This window comes from Winogradskyella ouciana, from assembly GCF_965284585.1.
GTDB classification, from domain to species: domain Bacteria; phylum Bacteroidota; class Bacteroidia; order Flavobacteriales; family Flavobacteriaceae; genus Winogradskyella; species Winogradskyella ouciana.
Window position 1 is genome coordinate 377,066 of sequence record NZ_OZ260095.1, and the last position, 18,674, is coordinate 395,739.

Annotated in this window: 14 protein-coding genes; 9 read left to right on the plus strand and 5 right to left on the minus strand. The window is 35.9% G+C overall.

The genetic code is table 11. The features are described 5' to 3' along the window. Window positions 1–5 precede the first annotated feature (5 nt). The 3 genes from ACQ65V_RS01710 (at window position 6) to ACQ65V_RS01720 (ending at window position 1,876) form a co-directional block, all read left to right on the plus strand. On the plus strand, window positions 6–443 hold the full coding sequence (locus tag ACQ65V_RS01710) for a TPM domain-containing protein (protein WP_430466641.1): 438 nt from the start codon (window positions 6–8) through the stop codon (window positions 441–443). Continuing rightward, window positions 443–1,267, plus strand: coding sequence for a TPM domain-containing protein (locus ACQ65V_RS01715; protein WP_430466642.1), 825 nt, complete (start codon window positions 443–445; stop codon window positions 1,265–1,267). The genes ACQ65V_RS01710 and ACQ65V_RS01715 overlap by 1 nt, the downstream gene beginning before the upstream one ends. Window positions 1,268–1,462: 195 nt before the next feature. Continuing rightward, a complete protein-coding gene (locus ACQ65V_RS01720; RefSeq protein WP_430468606.1) occupies window positions 1,463–1,876 on the plus strand; it encodes a TPM domain-containing protein in 414 nt (137 codons plus the stop codon). On the opposite strand, the gene ACQ65V_RS01725 is transcribed toward ACQ65V_RS01720, so the two are convergent. The 5 genes from ACQ65V_RS01725 to era form a co-directional block, all read right to left on the minus strand. Further along, window positions 1,873–4,653, minus strand: a complete 2,781-nt coding sequence (locus ACQ65V_RS01725) for an outer membrane beta-barrel protein (RefSeq protein WP_430466643.1) — start codon at window positions 4,651–4,653, stop codon at window positions 1,873–1,875. The genes ACQ65V_RS01720 and ACQ65V_RS01725 overlap by 4 nt on opposite strands. A 354-nt stretch (window positions 4,654–5,007) precedes the next feature. Then, complete coding sequence (locus tag ACQ65V_RS01730; protein WP_430466644.1) at window positions 5,008–5,625, minus strand: hypothetical protein; 618 nt, start codon at window positions 5,623–5,625, stop codon at window positions 5,008–5,010. A 351-nt stretch (window positions 5,626–5,976) separates the two neighbouring features. Beyond that, entirely contained in the window at window positions 5,977–8,358 is a 2,382-nt protein-coding gene (locus ACQ65V_RS01735; RefSeq protein WP_430466645.1) for a T9SS type B sorting domain-containing protein, read from the minus strand. A gap of 70 nt (window positions 8,359–8,428) precedes the next feature. Beyond that, window positions 8,429–9,733: a ribosome biogenesis GTPase Der gene (gene der / locus ACQ65V_RS01740; protein WP_430466646.1), complete on the minus strand. Its 1,305-nt coding sequence runs from the start codon at window positions 9,731–9,733 to the stop codon at window positions 8,429–8,431. A gap of 88 nt (window positions 9,734–9,821) precedes the next feature. Further along, a complete protein-coding gene (era, locus tag ACQ65V_RS01745; protein WP_430466647.1) occupies window positions 9,822–10,703 on the minus strand; it encodes a GTPase Era in 882 nt (293 codons plus the stop codon). Window positions 10,704–10,823: 120 nt separating this feature from the next. On the opposite strand from era, the gene ACQ65V_RS01750 reads away from it, so the two are divergent. From ACQ65V_RS01750 to ACQ65V_RS01775, 6 genes are all read left to right on the plus strand, one after another. After that, window positions 10,824–14,075 carry a S41 family peptidase gene (locus ACQ65V_RS01750; protein ID WP_430466648.1) on the plus strand — a complete coding sequence of 1,084 codons (3,252 nt, stop codon included), beginning with the start codon at window positions 10,824–10,826 and terminating at the stop codon, window positions 14,073–14,075. A 150-nt stretch (window positions 14,076–14,225) separates the two neighbouring features. Then, a complete protein-coding gene (locus tag ACQ65V_RS01755) occupies window positions 14,226–14,978 on the plus strand; it encodes a hypothetical protein (RefSeq protein WP_430466649.1) in 753 nt (250 codons plus the stop codon). A 21-nt stretch (window positions 14,979–14,999) separates the two neighbouring features. Further along, window positions 15,000–16,619: a hypothetical protein gene (locus tag ACQ65V_RS01760; protein WP_430466650.1), complete on the plus strand. Its 1,620-nt coding sequence runs from the start codon at window positions 15,000–15,002 to the stop codon at window positions 16,617–16,619. Between the two features lie 11 nt (window positions 16,620–16,630). Then, window positions 16,631–17,245, plus strand: a complete 615-nt coding sequence (locus tag ACQ65V_RS01765; protein ID WP_430466651.1) for a hypothetical protein — start codon at window positions 16,631–16,633, stop codon at window positions 17,243–17,245. A 105-nt stretch (window positions 17,246–17,350) separates the two neighbouring features. Next, a complete protein-coding gene (locus tag ACQ65V_RS01770; protein ID WP_430466652.1) occupies window positions 17,351–17,926 on the plus strand; it encodes an RNA polymerase sigma factor in 576 nt (191 codons plus the stop codon). A gap of 9 nt (window positions 17,927–17,935) precedes the next feature. Continuing rightward, window positions 17,936–18,670 (plus strand): tetratricopeptide repeat protein, encoded by a 735-nt coding sequence (locus ACQ65V_RS01775; RefSeq protein ID WP_430468607.1) that lies wholly within the window; start codon window positions 17,936–17,938, stop codon window positions 18,668–18,670. Window positions 18,671–18,674: the final 4 nt, after the last annotated feature.

The window sequence follows — 18,674 nt, forward strand, 5'->3', positions numbered from 1 at the left end:
ATCTTATGCCATATATTGAAGATTTCCTAACTACAAAAGAAGAAGAGGAAATCATTGAAGCTATTCGAGTTGCTGAACGTGAGACCTCAGGTGAAATCCGTGTACACTTAGAACAGAAATGTGATATTGATGTGTATGAGCGTGCTCTAGAGGTTTTCCATATTTTAAAAATGGATAACACCAGGCAACAAAACGGAGTGTTGATTTATGTGGCTGTTGATAATAAAGCCTTTGTGATTTTTGGCGATCAAGGCATCAACAATGTAGTTGGTGCTGATTTTTGGAACTCTACTCGCGACAAAATCTCGTCACAGTTCAAATCAGGGAATTTTAAGCAAGGTATCATTGATGGTATCCATGAGGCTGGTAAAGTGCTTTCAAAACATTTTCCTTGGGAGCATGGAGATAGAAATGAACTCGATAATACAATCTCAAAGGGCTAATGCAAAAATTAAAATACATCATTTTTTTTCTTTGTCTAGCTAGTGTTTTTAGTGTTTTTGCGCAATATGAGATTCCACCTGTGCCTGAATTTCAAAACAGTGTTTACGATGACGATATTAATCTATTAACTCCGTCTCAAAAAAGTAGTTTAGAAGAAAAACTTATTCGATATTCAGATACAACTTCCACCCAAATTGTTATAGCCATAATAAGCTCCACCGAAGGTGAATATATCAATTATCTCGGAGCCCAATGGGGCGAAAAATGGGAAATTGGCCAAGAAAAAGAGGACAATGGCATTCTTATACTTTTAGCCAAGGACGATCGCAAAATTGGCATTAATACTGGTAAAGGTGTAGAACATTTGTTGACTGACGCCTTAAGTAAACGGATTATCGATAGAGATATAATTCCATATTTTAAACGCAACGATTATTATGGTGGATTAAACAGAGCTACAGATGCCATTTTTGAAGTAATGAATGGCGAATATCAAAGTACAAGACAAAGCAACAGCAGCGAATTCCCTTTTGCAGTATTCTTTATCTTATTTGTAATATTCATCATATTTATCATAGCCATATCCAAAACTCGTGGTGGTGGCCGTGGTGGCAATAAAGGTAATAGAAACGATGATGATGCTAGAAGTATCTTAGAAGCTATTATTTTAAGTAATATGGGTCGAGGAAGTTATTCTAGAGGCTCATCTTCTGGTGGTATCTTTGGTGGAGGTTCTTCTGGTGGTAGTTTTGGTGGAGGCGGATTTGGCGGAGGCTTCGGAGGCGGTAGCTTTGGCGGTGGTGGAGCTTCTGGTGGATGGTAAGGCCCCATTGTCCTGCGGACATTTCCCCTAAGGGGAAAAATTTGCAATTATCAGTACTCAGTAGGCAGTTAGTCGTTATCTAAATCCATTTCCTGAATTAAACGTTTTGAAATGAAATAAGTATCGCTACTAATTCTTGCTTTTATTATTCTTTTTGGGTGTAAGGATAACAAGAACACTACTGTTTCCTCTTATATTCCTGAAAATGTAAACCAGAGTGTTGTCTATGACACTTCAAATTTATTTACGCAGTCTGAGCGCGATTCATTAACTCAAAAAATTTTGGATTTTGAAAAACAAACCACAAACCAAGCTGCGGTTTTTACTGTTGATTCCATTCCAGAAAATGAAGATATACTATACTTCAGTACTCAGGTGGCAGAATCTTGGGGAATCGGCACAAAAGAAAAAAACAATGGCTTATTGATCACAATATCTAAGTATGATAGAGAAATTGCCATTTCAACTGGTTTAGGAACCGAAAAAACCATTTCTGACTATAAATGCCAAATGATTATTGACAACATTATGTTGCCAGAATTTAAATCTGAAATGTATTATAAAGGTGTGAGTAAAGCTCTAGATTCTTTATTTCTTCTTTGGGACTAATCTAAAAAGAAAAAACTATCCTTACCTACTTCACCTTTACTTCCTAAACTATTGAATTTATAGCTAAAGCCAAGCATAAAGTATTGTCTTAAAACGGTACTTTGGGAATCTTGAATATAATCTTGCGTGGCTATACGTCTTGCATTGGTGTTTTGGTTGAGCAAATCGTACACTTTTAAAGTGATTAACCCTTTATCCTTTAGCAAACTGTAGGTTAGTGTAGAATTCCAAAACCAAGCACTTTTCTGAAAGCCTTCTGCAACATTTGGGTTGTAATTAAAATCGATATCGTTTCGCCATTCAAACTTTTTGGGTAAAAAGGTTGCAGTCCTCAATCCTGCGTTATGGCTTATAAAGTTAATATCCTCAAAAGCATTAATATCATAGGAATTGTTAGAAATATTTAACTCGTAAAACGGTCTTATCTCCAGGACCTTATCCCATAAAAAATCGACTCCCAAACGAGGTGAAACGGTATTGACAGTACTGGCATATTGCACATCGTTGTTAAAGTTAATGTTTTTGCTTCGGTTAAATCGCGCTCTTAAATTAAATTTCACCTTTTTTAAAGTATCAATTCTTATTTCCTTGCTGTAATTACCAGAAATACCATAATTGTAATTGCCGTCCACGTTTTCGTATGTGGTTGTCCTTACCAATGTTTCTGGATCTACCACAGATTTAGAAACCACTTGATTATCCGTAAAACTCGCATTAATATTGGCATAAAAACCGGTTCGCTTTTGCCAATCGAACCCATTGTAGCCTGCATAAAAGCTATGACGATTAGAAGGCTCTAGGTTTGGGTTACCAATGATAACACTTAAAGGATTGGATACATCCGTAAACGCCTGTAGTTGTCTTAATGCTGGTGGATTGTTTCGTAACCAATAACTTCCGTAAATTGATGATTTAGGACTAAACCTATAATTTACCCTATAACTTGCTTCAATATTTTTAAATTGACGCTCTACGTTAAACTGCGGACGCAATAGATCGTTATTTTCTAGCGTACGAATGTTATAACCTATATCAAAACGTGTGTATAGTTTTTCACCTCTAAAAGTAGCGCCAAAATTAGGTACACTCCTAGAGTCGGTATATTCAAAATCTGTACTTAATTCCGTATTAAAATTCGTGAAGCCTTGGGTGTTGTCATCAAAATCAAAAGTACTTTCTCTATTTTTGTCTTTATCCCTGGAATAGCGGTATTCAAAATTCAGAAAAAATTTCTTTTCGATTATTGGTAATCTATAAGTAAGTTCTGTAGAAAACCCATAGCTATCATTAAGACCATCTGTGAACTGATCCCTAACTATGGTTTCTGGTTCTGTACCAAAAATTTCAGCGACAGAGTTTAAAAAATCATCACTTTCTTGCTTGCTTACATTGGTCGATAATTCGGCCCTAACAAAAGCGCCCTTGCTTCCAAATCGCTTTGTTGCAGAAATGTCCGTGGAAAACTCCCTTGCAAAGCGTTCCACATCAGAATTCACCGAAGACTGGTTGGTCAATAACATGTCCTCATCGAGAGTTTCATCATTGCTATCATAAAACGTTCTTGCTTTTGAGTAGCTAAAAGAAGGCTCTATATTAAGCTGAAATGTGGAGTCTGTTTCTATCTCAAATTGGAGGTTAGCTGAGTGACTATCTGTATCGTTGACAGATTTAGAAATAGAGTTCGTAAAAAATCTTGAGTCTGCTAAAATTGTCTCACGCTCAGATGATGTTTCATTTTCTGAATTACTCGCAGAATTAAAGTAATCCGCAGATATATCAACGGTTTCACCTATAACATCAGCATAATTTAGACCTGTACTACGAGACGTTGTTATACCCTGTCCACCACCAAACGAACGCCCTCCGACCGCAAAAGTACCGTTACTGTTAAATGAAATTCCGCCTCCTGTTCCAAACATTTTGGAAATTTCACCAAAACTAAAACCTGGTGAATTAATATTGTTACCTCCTGCAAGAACACTAATACGCCGGTCATTATCAAAAAAGTTTAGCATACCAGCATACTCATAACGCTCGTCCGTTCCTGCACCTGCTGCGACCCTACCAAAAACACCTCTGTTATTTTCTTCTTTTATGGTGAGGTTAATAGTTTTGTTTTCTTGGTCACCAGCTTCCCCAGAAAATGCTTCGGATTTGGTTTTGGTATCCACAATCTGAATTTTTTCAACAATATCCTTGGTTAAATTCTTAGTTGTTATTGTAGGATCATTACCAAAAAAAGGTTTGCCATTTACCAGAATTTTATTTACCGGTTTGCCATTAACCGTAATATTACCTCCCTCATCAACCTCAACACCAGGCAATTGCTTGAGCAAATCCTCTACGTTGGCATCCTTTTTTGTTTTAAAAGATTTTACATTAAACTCTAGTGTATCTTGTTTAACCGTGATGGGTGCAGTAGATTTTACAAGGACTTCATCCAGTCTATTATCCACTTGCATGGTAATCGTTTTAAGATTAATTTTTTCCTTATCGATTAACACTTTTTTAAAGTAAGTACTGTAACCCACGTAAGACACATAGAAATTTAAGCTGTCTGCATAGGCTGTACCTTCTAATTTAAACTTTCCTTCTTTATCTGAAATGGTATATGTTACAACACTACTATCCTTAACACGTTCTAAGTAAATTGTTGCTGACTCAACAGGACTTTCAGTATCCTCAGCCATGAGTTTTCCTGTGATTTCAAATGATTTTTCTTGAGAAAAAGAATATACTGTAAGCAGTAATGCAAAAACTAAACATAGTTTTTTCATAAAGATTGATTGATGGTTTTAAATAATAGCTAAATTCAAAAACGCAAGAAAGCAATAAATCGTATGAATTTTCTTAAAAGAAATATAAAGTTTAGAACCTGTCTATTAAACCGAAGAGATTTCAATTAGGCTAAGTCAAAGATTTATATCTTATCGTATTCACTACCCTCGGCTCATATTTTCCATCAACTAATTTGAACCATTAAGATTAAAAAAAACGCATTTAGAAGCCTCTAAATACGTTTAAAAAGAAATGAACGGACATTACGTCCATCCTTCTGTAAATATATCTATTGTTTTACAGTTGTTTATGTTTAAAAATTAATTCATCAACTAATCTGTACCATTACCCAATTAAAGAATATCATAATTACCATACTGGTCGATAAAAAGACGTGAAGCTGATGGTCTCAAAACAGGTATTTTCCAATTATTAATATCTTCTATATTCTCGACTAAAATATCAAGCTCTAAACCACTTACCGTAAAATGCTTCTTGAAATATTTAATTGACTTCCTGTTTTTCTTAAGCAATATTTTTTTTACTCTAGCATCGGATTTAAGGATTACAGATTTGTAAAATATTGGAAACTCATTATTCAGAAACCCATTTAATTTATAAAAACGTTTATTTATTATATCATAAGCAAGAATAAATCTATTATAAAACAAATTTTCTACATCTATACCTTTAGTGTGAAATTCAAAAAAATCTACTTCGGCAAACGATACTTCAACAAATAAATAACTTTTAAATCCTATTTGATTTAGAATTTTGGTCTTAAAAAATTTGGAACTTATCATTGAATCTATTATGCAAAAATCTTCAATTTCAATTTTACCATGTGTACTTTCAAGTCTTAAAACTTGAAATTTTGCCATCTTTTCAATACTTGCTATTTGTTCATTATTATTTTGAGATGTTCCTAAATATCCGAAAAGGATTAAAATTGTGAATAATTTAAATTTCATGATTAATATTTATTTCTTTTTTTATAATAGCTGTCTTCTGCATTCTTTGCTGCTTCACCGCTTGGATCCCCTCGCCGGCGCTCGATTGCAACGAGTGCACTAAACCCACTAACCTTTATAACCAACATTACTAATCTCTAGACCGTGTAATCATCTTCGAAGTTCCGAGCACTAGAGTATTTCCAATCTGTTGCATCGATTACTAAACCAGATTCCACTGGATTATGATGAAACTTATATTTTTTGCTCAACTTATAAAATTACAAAAAACTTCTACAATCTGTAAAGACCATTTTGTAACTTAGAATAATCTTTGCTCGTCGCAGAAGAGCACTGGTTGAGAACTATAAATTAACGCTTTAAAGTAAAATGACCTTTAAATGTCCTACCATCAACCAACTTCGCAACAAACCAATAATCATCAGTTGGCAATAACGCGCCATTATATTTCCCATCCCATTTAGGATTGTCTTTATCTAGTACCGTAATCATTTTACCATAACGATTAAAAACCTCTACACTGGCAGTCACTGGGAACTGAGTTGAAAAACCCTTAATTTCCCAAAAATCGTTTTTTCCGTCTGCATTTGGAGTGAAAAACTTTGGAAAACCTAAAACAGAAATATCTTCGGAAACTATGCCGCAATCTGCTTTTATATCTTTAACATAAATCGTGTGGATACCTGCCGAAACATTTTCAAAACTATTGGATTCTTGATAAATACCATTTTCATCATTTAGCGCATAAACATAGTCACCATCACCAGACACTAAAACAGTTATCGTATTATTTTCTGATATATCGGTAACTTCAATGGTTTCAATTACCGCAGTACTCGATGGAAGCAACACAATAGTTCTTCTATTGGTACAGCCTGCTGGTTTTGTTACAAACACTTCGTAAGTCCCTGTTTCGTTGACCTCAATATTAATTGTGGTTTCACCTGTTGACCAGTCGTAAGCATAATTGTTTGGAATGTCTCCAATAATGCCTCCTTCTAAAGTGATGGTTTCTGGATAGATGTTTAGACAATAATACACTTCTTCATACTGAGTAACATTGGGTAAGTCTTTAACAGTTAAATTAACTTCGTTAATAGCATAACATGTTTCATCTATATCAACTCTGGCATAGACCGTTTGACTATAAGCCACTTCATTAAAATAGTCTTCTGTGATTTCATTCACCCTTAATAAGGCGTCATTATATGTTACATAGTAACCCAAGGACGCATTTACTGGAGAATTTTCCAATATTTGAGAATCTGCTTCTGTGAGATTGAAAAATGCAAAGCCATCTTCAATAAAATCATCACAGACTTCTAAACTTGCTGTAAACTGTTGTGGTATATTGACTTGTAAAGTGACCTCGGATATCGAGAAGCAATCCGTAAACTCATCATAGACCTGAGCATAAATAATTTGATAGTTTGATGTATTTATATAGTTATTTCCATCTATCTGGTTCTGTAGCATGGCATCTTCAAAAAAATAGATATCCCAAATCGGCACAACCTGACCTTGCTCATTTCTTACAATATCATCTGTATAGTTATAAAGGTTGAAGCTTGAAATTCCGTCAATAACTTCATCATCACATTGAATAATCGTAATATCATTTGCAATTGGTGAAGCATAGACATTAACCGTTACAGGAATTCTATTTCCATCGGAACAGCTATTAAATAAGGGTAATAAATAGTAGGTTGTGTTTGCATCAATATAATCCTCAAAACTGAGACCTGTATTAATTATCTCAGTAGAATTTTCCGCTGCATACCAAAACACTTCATCTGCATTAGTAGTTAAATTGATTTGTGCCAATCCCTCATCACAAAGACTATTTGTGACTACTTCTGTTTTTGGCATTATAATAATAGAGCTCGCTGAAACTTCAATATTTGGATCACCGTCCATACCACCAAATTCTACAATATATCCTTGAGGATGGTACGGACTTCCTACTGCATCGCCTTGAACTTGTAAATCGTTCCAAGATCCCAAGATACCGACACTTGGGTCAGTGACATGTGCATAATCCTCATCACCTATATTGTTAGGTTCACCATTATTCCAAAAGGCAAACATACCATCAGGTGCACTCCCATTAACTGCACCATTCCAAAATATCTGACCAGCTTCTGGTCCTGTTTCCCACCTCCATACTCCTTCTGTCGCCTGATCTGATCCACCTATCCAACCAGTTCCTTCAGCTTGTTCTCCTGTTAATTGCACCTCTTCTTCGGTAGTAATTGTAGCCAAATACCCTTGTAGACCGAAAAAAGTTAATTCGGATGCTGCCGTTTTTGCCTCTGTCCAAGTTATACCTTCTTCGGCAACATATAAATAATAATGGCCTGTTGCAGGTAAAAAGTTGGCGTTGCCAAGATTAATTGAAAAGAATTTATCTTGTGTAAAATTATTCTCGGAAGTTTGAAATTGAATATCTAAAATAGCATTTTCGAATTCAGTAAAACTTGCAGGACCAGTTAAAGTCAATAAGCCTTCTCCGATAGACCAAGATGCTGTTATATTAGGGCTTATACCAGTTAATGATAACACATCACTGCCTAAGGTGTATCCAGTAGCTATTTGAACAAAAACCTCCTCGAGTATGTCATCACCTGAACCTCCGTAAATGGAGACATCTGTTACAATGGGCATAGGTGATTCACCACAATAGAATTGGTTTCCAGTAGCTGTTATATTTGGAGGATTTTGACCCCAGAGCATTGGACTCAATATTATAAAGACCAAACAAATTTTATGTAGCCCTAATCTCAACATAGCAAAAGCTAAGTTACTACTTTTTGCGCATGTACACGCTTACTGGAACTCCATTAAAATCAAAATGATCTCTTAATTGATTTTCTAAAAAACGCTTATATGGTTCCTTTACATATTGAGGTAGATTACAGAAAAAGGCGAATTGCGGTTGCGGAGTTGGCAATTGCATAATGTATTTTATCTTAACATACTTCCCTTTGTAAGCTGGTGGAGGATTATGTTCTATAATTGGAAGCAAAACATCATTAAGCACACTAGTCTTTATGCGCTTTGTTCTATTCTTATAGACCTCAACTGCTGTTTCTATGGCTTTAAAAATTCGTTGTTTATTTAAGACTGAGATGAATACAATAGGGACATCAGTAAATGGTGCTATTTCTTCTCTAATATGTTGCTCAAATTCTTTGGAAGTTTTGGTGTCTTTATCAACCAAGTCCCATTTGTTTACCAAAATCACAATACCTTTTCTATTGCGTTCTGCTAACCAAAATATATTTTGAACCTGACCATCAAATCCACGAGTAGCATCCATTACCAATAAACACACATCACAATACTCAATAGCTCTTACACTTCGCATTACAGAATAGAATTCTAAGTCTTCTTTTACTTTGGATTTTCGTCTAATTCCAGCAGTATCTACCAAATTAAATTCAAACCCAAAACGATTGTATTTAGTATCTATGGAATCTCTTGTAGTACCTGCAATATCGGTAACAATGTAACGCTCCTCCCCTATTAATGCATTTATAAATGAAGACTTTCCTGCATTAGGTCGACCTACCACTGCAAATCGAGGTAGTTCTTCTTCGTCTGTATCTTCTTTTTCTGGTAAGGCTTCAACAACGGCATCCAATAAATCACCTGTTCCACTTCCGTTAATACTGGCAATGGTGAAATAATCACCTAAACCTAGTGCATAAAACTCAACAGCATCTGCAGCTCTTTTGTTATTATCTACTTTATTGACCGCGAGAAAAACAGGCTTATCTACTTTTCTGAGAAGGTTAGCCACATCCTCGTCCATACCTGTAACGCCAGTTTCAACATCCACCATAAAAATTATGGCATCGGCTTCGTCAATGGCGAGCTCAACTTGTTTGTCAATTTCAGCTTCAAAAACATCGTCGCTACCAACTACATAACCACCTGTATCTATTATGGAAAACTCTCGACCATTCCAATCGGTTTTTCCGTAATGACGGTCTCTCGTAACACCACTAACGGCATCTACAATAGCTTCGCGCCTTTTAATCAAGCGGTTAAAAAAAGTGGATTTTCCGACGTTGGGTCTTCCAACAACTGCAACTATATTTCCCATAGGTTTTGATTTAATCTGCTTTACATATCCTGTAAGCGATTGCAAAGGTAGGGTTTAATTTTAGATATACGATTTGGAATTTGCAAGGTTATTTCTGATTGTAACCAAAACGTTTTAGTTGCCTTTGGTCACTTCTCCAGTTTTTGTTCACTTTCACATACAATTCCAAGTGTACTTGTTTTCCAAAGAATTTTTCAAGATCCTTTCTGGCCTCAACTCCAACCCGTTTTATTGCTGCTCCTTTATGACCAATGATAATACCTTTTTGGGTCTCACGCTCAACCATAATCACTGAGCGCATTCGTATAATATCTTCTTCTTCAAAAAATTCTTCAGTATCTACCTCAACCGCATACGGAATTTCCTTTTTGTAATGCATCAAGATTTTTTCGCGAATAGCTTCATTAACAAAAAAGCGTTCTGGCTTATCCGTTAATTGGTCTTTAGGATAAAATGGTGGAGATTCTGGAAGCAGTTCTATAATTCTGTTGAATACATTCTGAACATTAAAGCCTTCAGTTGCGGAAATAGGAAAAAACTCAGCATTAGGCACTTTGTTTTGCCATAGTTCCGATTGCTCCTCCATCTGTTCCTGATTGGATTTATCAATCTTGTTTAGCAATAAGAGCACTGGAATCTTTGAATTCGTTATTTTATTAAAGAACGCTTCGTCTTTCAACTCCTTCTCACCTATTTCGACCATATAAATGAGAACATCGGCATCATCGAACGCAGACTTTACAAAATCCATCATAGATTCTTGCAACTCGTATGCTGGTTTTATAATACCAGGTGTATCACTCAATATCACTTGAAAGTCTTCTCCGTTTACAATACCGAGAATTCTATGTCTAGTCGTTTGAGCTTTTGAAGTGATTATTGATAGTTTTTCACCAATAAACGCATTCATTAATGTGGACTTACCCACATTTGGATTACCGATAATATTTACAAAACCTGCTTTGTGCATTCTAATTATTTTGATGCAAAGTTAAGGTTAAAAATCGTTTCAACTATATAGAATCTTTATAACTAAACTCAAAGAGTTTTAGTAACTTACAGACATATTAATCAAAATCAATCAAATACGATGAAAAAATCACTTTTTACTTTAATTATGGTATTGTGTATTATTTCACTACCTGCACAGATTAGTGGAAAACTAATGCAATATCCAGATGTTTCAGATACACACATTACTTTTACTTATGGTGATGATGTTTGGATAGCATCAAAATCTGGCGGTATAGCAAATAGATTAAGCTCACCAGCAGGCGCAGAAAGCTTTCCACGATTTTCACCTGATGGTAAAATGATTGCCTACACCGCGAATTATAATGGCAACTTTGATGTATATGTTATAAACGTCAACGGTGGTATACCAAAACGACTCACCTATCATGGCATGAACGATAGAGTTTTGGGTTGGACACCAGACGGAAAATCAGTGCTTTTTGCTTCTTCTAGAGAGAGTGGTAGACAACGTTACAATCAATTTTACACAGTTTCTATTGATGGTGGTTCTCCTGAAAAATTGAGCGTGCCTTATGGCGAGTATGCCTCTTTTTCGTCAGATGGTAACAAAATAGCCTACACAGACCGATCTAGAGTTTCACGAAATTGGAAACGCTATCGTGGTGGAACTGCACCAGATATTTTAATTTTTGACCTCAAAACTTATAATACAGAAAACATTACCTCGAACACGGCAAATGATGAGTTACCAATGTGGGTTGGCGAAACCATTTATTACATGTCTGATAATGGACCGAACAAGAGAAACAACCTTTGGAAGTATGACTCAACTACGAAAACAAATACGCAATTAACGCAATTTAAAGACTACGACATCACATTTCCAGAAAGTGGGAAAACTGATATCGTTTTTGAAGCTGGAGGCAGCCTATATTTATATAATATCGCTTCAGGAACAACCAATGAGGTAGATATTAAAATTATTTCAGATCAAAAAGAATTGATTCCAGAAATAAAGAAAGTATCAGATTACCTCCAAGATGCTACAATTAGTCCAGATGGTAATCGCATTGTAGTACAAGCCAGAGGTGAGTTATTTAACCTACCAGCTACAGAAGGCTTTATATCTAACATCTCAAATACTTCTGGAGTCGCAGAACGTAGCCCTTCTTGGTCTCCAGATGGTAAGCATTTGGCGTATTGGAGTGATGCAGATGGTGAATATCAACTCTACTTATCTGATATGGAAGGTAATGATAAACCCAAGAAAATTACAAAGCATAAAAACGGTTTTTATTATAATATTTACTGGTCACCAGACAGCAAAAAAGTTGCCTTTGTAGATCAAGCCATGAATATTAAGTATATCGATATTGAAAGTGGTAAAACAACTACCGTTGACAAAGGAAAGTATATGTTTCAAGGAGCATTGGACAACTTTTCAGTAACCTGGTCACCAGACAGCAACTATTTTGCATATTCCAGAGGTACTGATAATAGAGCAAAAAGAGCCATCTTCGTTTATGACATAAAAAACGATACAGCTAAGCAGTTAACTTCGGGTTACTATTCGGATAATTCACCTGCATTCAGTAAAGATGGCAAACATTTGTTCTTTATAACCAATCGCACCTTTCAACCTGTTTATTCAGATATGGATAATACGTTCATTTATCCTAACTCTACAAACCTTGCGGTTGCAACCTTAGATAATTCAACCGAGTCCTTATTAGCAGTTAAAAATGATAAGTTCGAAGTTAAGAAAGAAGAAAAAGATAAGGACAAAAAGGATGACGATAAATCTAAAAAAGATGATTCTAAAGATGAAGAAAAAGAAACAAAAATAGACTTTGATGGCTTTGAAAGCAGAGTAGAATTATTAGATATACCAGCAGGAAATTATGGAAACTTACAAGCTGTAGAGGGTAAATTATTATTTAACAAATTCCCTAATTCCGGTGCTGAACAAGGTGGCTCATCCATTTTAAATTACTATGACTTTAAGGAGAGAAAAGTAAAAACCATCATATCTGATGTGTTTTATTATCTCGTTTCAGCCAATGCTGAAAAATTATTGGTGATGCAAAACTCAAAATTAGCTGTCATCGATATCGGAGAAAATAAAAAAATTGAAAAGCCTGTACCTCTCGAAGATATGACCATGACCGTGATTCCAAAAGAAGAATGGAACCAAATTTTTAATGATGTTTGGCGCTTTGAACGCGACTTTTTCTATGACCCAAATATGCATGGTGTAGATTGGCAAACTATGAGAACACGTTATGGAAAACTTATAGACCAAGCTAATACCAGAAACGATGTTAATATTATAATTGGAGATCTTATCGCTGAACTTAATGCTTCACACACATACAATGGTGGAGGTGACAGCGAATCATCAAAACGCATGAATGTTGGTTATTTAGGTGCCGATTTTAAAATTAATAATGGAGCATTTCAAATAAGCAAAATTCTTGAAGGAGCAGCCTGGGACGCAGAAGAACGATCTCCATTGGCAAAACCTGGTCTAAAGATAAAAGAGGGTGATTATATTCTGGCCATTAATGGCACTCCATTAGATATTACCAAACCTATTTCGGCGGCCTTACAAGGTTTAGCCAACACTGCTGTTCAATTAACCGTAAATAGTAGCCCAACTATGAAGGATGCTAAACATATTATAGTGAAACCTTCAAGTTCTGAAACGCGATTGAGACATCTGGCTTGGATTGAAAATAATAGAAAGCGTGTAGATGAAGCTACTGATGGTAAAGTTGGCTACATTTATGTGCGCAGTACAGGTATTGATGGACAAAACGAATTAGTAAGACAGTTCTATGCTCAAATGGATAAAGAAGGAATGATTATAGATGAACGCTTTAATAGCGGTGGACAGATTCCTGATCGTTTTATAGAACTTCTAGATAGAAAACCACTGGCTTTTTGGGCCGTAAGGGATGGTATAGATTGGGCATGGCCTCCATCAGGGAATTTTGGTGCTAAGGTGATGCTAATTAATGGATTTAGTGGATCTGGTGGTGATGCTTTCCCTGATTATTTTAGAAAACGAGAACTTGGACCACTTATCGGAACAAGAACTTGGGGAGGTCTTATTGGTATCTCTGGTGCTCCTTCACTCATTGATGGTGGAGGTGTTACAGTACCCACATTTAGAATGTATGACCCTTCTGGTGAATGGTTTAAAGAAGGACACGGTGTGGATCCAGATATTGAAGTGATTGAGGATTTTGAAAGTCTTGCCAAAGGCACCGATGCACAGTTAGAAGCTGGTATTAGAGAAGTTATGAAACTTCTAAAAACAAATTTTAAAGATCCTAAAAGACCTGCTTACGAAAACAGGAATTAGATAGATAATACTAATCAGATAAAAAGGATTGCTCTTTAGGGCAATCCTTTTTTTGGATTTATAAACTAAGAATAGAGGTTAAACGATCATCTAAATGATGACATTTTTAAGGTTTTTCGATATAGAAGAAACAAACCAAAATTCTCTATTATGAAACCTCATCACTATTTAAAAATTGTATTTCTAGTTCTATTGTTTGTGTCTTGTAGTTCAGATTCCAATGATAACAATTCAAATAATCTTAACAATTTTTCAACGAATCTATGCAATAATGTCTCTGGTCCAACAGCAGCATATTATGCCAACGCTCACGGAATACCTTTACCACTGACTCAAATACCTACTATAGCCAATCCAGGGCAACAGTTTATTCATAGTCAATACCCTGCATTAGGCTTCACTGTGCCTCAAGGTTATAACGCGTCAGAATCGCAAGCTGGTTTGGGAGTTAACGTTCTGAGAAACGACAACCAAGTGCTATGGCGTTACGTCCCTGGACTTTCCTCTCTAAGCCAAGTTAACATCTTAGACATAGTCGCTGCAGAGGTCAATGGATTATTTGCTTTTTATGGCCACACAGGAAATTTTAATGTTGACTGCGAACAAAACTTTACACAACCACAAGGTAGCTTCATTATAAGTACCAGTACTCGCATTATTCGATTTGGAAACATAACAGCTCTGGTTGCTATCAATTCATATTTTGAAACATCATTGGGCTCTACTTTTGCTTCGGTATCAGTTGCTTCTGGACCAACTGCAGAATTTGATAATCTTGTAATGGATGTATTTCTTCCAATCCATTGGCAACTTCTAATTATTGATGATAACGTAAGGGATTCCGATCTAGACGGCACACCAGATAACCAAGATAATTTTCCATTCGATCCACAACGACAATAATAATCTTAAAATTAATTAATCATGAAAAAATTAGCCATTCCATTAGCGTTATGTGCAGTCGGACTTGTTCTAACGGCCTTTAGCTTTATGGGTTCAAAAAAAGGGAATGCTGATGATATTGACATTAGCATTGAAAAATCATCTTTTATTATGCCAGCAGCTCATCGAGTTTATGCCAATCCTGATGCCATGGACGGAAAATACTATTTGTTCAAAGCAAAAATCACCAATAATTCTTCTCAAACTTTGGAAGATGTTACAGTAAAATACCGCATTCCGAATTATGTAGATTGGACAGAGCTCACCGTTTCTGGTGAGATGTTTCCAGGACAAACATTGGTGGTGCCATGCTATCCAAAATTTAAAAATGACATCACGGAAAAAACCACCGAATCTGTTGAAAAAGCTGAAATAGAAATTACTTGGGATGGCGCAGATGATGATGACATCATTGAAGAAGATTTCAGCTTTAAGCTTACCAACAGAAACGAATATGTTTACACAGGTATAAAGTCTGAAGAGATCAGTTCTTGGGCAGATATGTACGATAATGATGCGCTTATTGCTTGTTTTGTTACACCAAACGATCCTGTTGTAAAATATTACACCCAAAACCTACAAGAAAAATTATTAAAAGGCGAAGCAGCCTCAGTAACTCGCAAACCAGAAGATGCCGTTCGGTTTTTAGCTGGAATTTATGAAGCCACAAGAAAGTCGCACATGGTATATAGTGGTACTAAAGGGATTCCGAAATCTACAGAAGATGTGCAGAGTATTGTACAGCAAGTACGATTACCACGAGAAGTTATTACAGGGAATACTGGACTTTGTATTGAGTTGAGCGTTTTATACGCTAGTGTACTTTCAGCCGCTGGTATAGACCCTATTATTTACATGGTGCCTGGTCACGCCTATCCTGGTTTTAGAATGAATGGGCAATACTATGCCATTGAAGCTACCGGAATTGGTGGCGAAGGCTTGGGCAATATTATGAGTGCTGAAGATGCTTTTAAACAAGGGCAAAAACAACTGAACGAGTTTATACAACAATCACAAGCTGGTGACCCACGCTATACCATTGTTGATATTCATAATGTTAATGCGCAAGGTGTAACATCCATGGACTTGAAGGATAACGATTTTATGCGCAAAAAAGTAGATGATATTGTGGCATCTTGGTCTGATGGGCAACAAGTGCAGCCGAACAACAATGGAAACAATACTATTAGAGTTCCAGATAATCGTATTCGCACTAATAACAATGCACTTTCGTTTGCTATTCCATCTGGCTGGCAAACCGTAATGCAACCAGCACCTCAAATGCCAATTTTAACGGCACAGGTTATGGCACCAGATCAATCGACTACGGTTAGCATATTCGATGTTCAGACAAATAACGTTCAAGATGCCATGCTCACAATCAATCAACATATGATGAATTTTGGAATGGAAATGCAATACCAAGCCAATGGCGGAAATGGACTTATTGGACAAACATATTCCAGTAATGGCACATTCAACTGGATTGGTAAAATATTACAAACCCGTCAAGGCATCAGGCTTGTTGCCGTTGGCTCGCCAGATTATATGTACCAACAGAATTCAGGAATCATCAACCAAGTTTATAACAGCATTAGATAAAATATAACATCATGAAAACATTAGTAAAAATTACCTTTGTATGTGTATTGCTTTTCGGTATGGAAATCAATGCGCAGTCACAGCAAAAAATTGAAATGCGAATCGATTCCATAGGAAATGCCAAGCTCAATATCTCCATGAGCATGAATGCACAAGAATGGCAAATCTGGAACAGTAATTACGGTAATAATCCTTCAGCTTTAAAGCGCGACATAGAACGTGGCATGCCAGCTTATTTTCTGGATGATTTTAAGTTAGAAAAGGATGACATGAATCGCTCTTTTAACCTCAGCCTAAACGCTTATGGTGCATGTGAAATCAATAAACGTGGCAAATGGATGGTAGATACGGAACAGAAAAATGCACAGTTGACTGAGTTAGCCGAAAACAAATATATGCTTGTTAGTAGTCCACCAGAATATGGAGGAAGTTTGCAACAAACTTTTATCATTGAGTTACCAGAAGATGCAAAGAACATTAAAACCGATAAAAACGCCTTCGGGAAATCTGTTTTTGAATTTGATATGGAAGCACCATCCTCGGGATTCAATATCATGCGTTGGGCAGGCTTGTTACTCATAGTAGTCGGCGGTGGCTGGGCAGGTAAATCGATGTTAGACAAATAGAAGAGACCTGTTAAAAGTTTCATTCAACGTATAAAAAACCATTTGATAGTATTGCGTTTGTAGTAAAATGAAATAATTGTATCTTTCTGATGATTAGCTATTAACATGAGGGAAGCATACAAAATTGACCACAAACTACAAGTCGTTGGTGCTATTAAGGATAATGATTCTAAGGCCTTAAAAAGCATCTATGTCCAAAATTATCCAAAAGTTGAAGCTCTAGTACTAAAGAACAGCGGTACAAAGGAGCATGCCAAGGATATATATCAAGAAGCATTTTTAGCCGTTTGGCAAAACATAAAACAAGATAAATTTATACCAAAAACTGAATCATCTATCAACGGTTATCTCTATACCATTGCCAAAAACAAATGGATGGATGTACTCCGCTCACAAGGTTATAAAAAAACGATAGTGGCTTCCCAATTGCAACATTTTGAAATAAAAGATGAAGAAGATAATGGTGTCGATGATGACATTTTAAAGGATAAACGATTAGAAGATGTAATGCTAGCCTTTAAAAATTTAGGTGAAGCATGTAGAAGCTTACTACGTATGTTTTATTTTGAAAAAAAGTCCATGAATCTTATTGGTGAAGAGCTATCACTAGATTCTGCTTCAACCCGAAATAAAAAGTATCGTTGTATGCAAAAATTAAAACAAATAGCCCTAAAAAAATAGTTAATAGTGATGAACCTAAATGATATTTCACAAGAAGAATTTGAAAGCATTGAAGCTTACCTTAATGGTCAGCTTTCAGATGAAGATGTGATGGTATTTGAAAACAGACTGAAAAATGAAGAGGGTTTCGCCTCAAAGGTTGAAGACATAAAAACCATTTTAACAGGTCTTGAAACCCAAGTGATGAAAGAGCAATTAGATGAATTTCATGATGAAATGCCTAATTCGCAAGAAGGCGTTATAACTAATGAGCCAAAAGTTAAATCGCTCCACTGGAAACGTATAGCCGTTGCCGCAGTATTAATCATTGGTTTAGGAAGTTTTTGGCTATTCAATGGCAATAGTAACGATAGGTTGTATTCAAATTATTTTACGCCAGATCCTGGTTTGCCTACCACCATGAGTAGTAATCATAATTATGAATTCTATGCAGCCATGGTAGATTACAAACAAGGCAATTACAAGACTGCTGGTCAAAAATGGAAGGTATTGCTAGAAGCTAAACCGAAAAGTGATACACTAAACTACTTTATAGGTTCAGCACTGATGGCAGATGATAAAACTAATGAAGCTATAAACCATCTTAAAACAGTAACCGAATCGAATGATGGTGCCTTTAAAAATGAGGCTTACTATTATTTAGGATTGGCATATTTAAAATCCGGTAATACAGATGCAGCGATTAGTGCTCTTAAAAAAACGAATGTACCCAAAAGCAAAGACCTACTTAAAAAACTAGACTAAGATG